Source organism: Klebsiella sp. K47 (assembly GCF_051858335.1).
In the GTDB taxonomy this organism is placed as follows: domain Bacteria; phylum Pseudomonadota; class Gammaproteobacteria; order Enterobacterales; family Enterobacteriaceae; genus Klebsiella; species Klebsiella pneumoniae.
In genome coordinates, this window is record NZ_JBPYUI010000329.1 from 1 (window position 1) to 230 (window position 230).

General features: G+C 42.6%; 1 protein-coding gene. It reads right to left on the reverse strand.

Annotation, left to right across the window (positions count from 1 at the left end; all coding sequences use genetic code 11):
• Window positions 1–230 (reverse strand): hypothetical protein (locus RRF55_RS28250; RefSeq protein WP_439419333.1); only part of this gene is annotated, 230 nt, incomplete at both ends.

Sequence of the window (230 nt, forward strand, 5' to 3'; positions counted from 1 at the left end):
ATAACGGACATCAGACAAAGTTTCACTGAGCATGTTTTCATCGATCTGTGGCTTTGCTTGCTTCGAGCTTTCAAACGCCACAGGATTGGCTTTTTTCATCCGCTCATCAAAATATTGATTGATCCATGGGACATTAGTGTCCAAGCTGTACAACTGATATTTGGTGCACCCTTCTTCATCACAAGCAATAGAACGCGCCAATTGTAATGGTCGAACTTTCGCCTCAATCA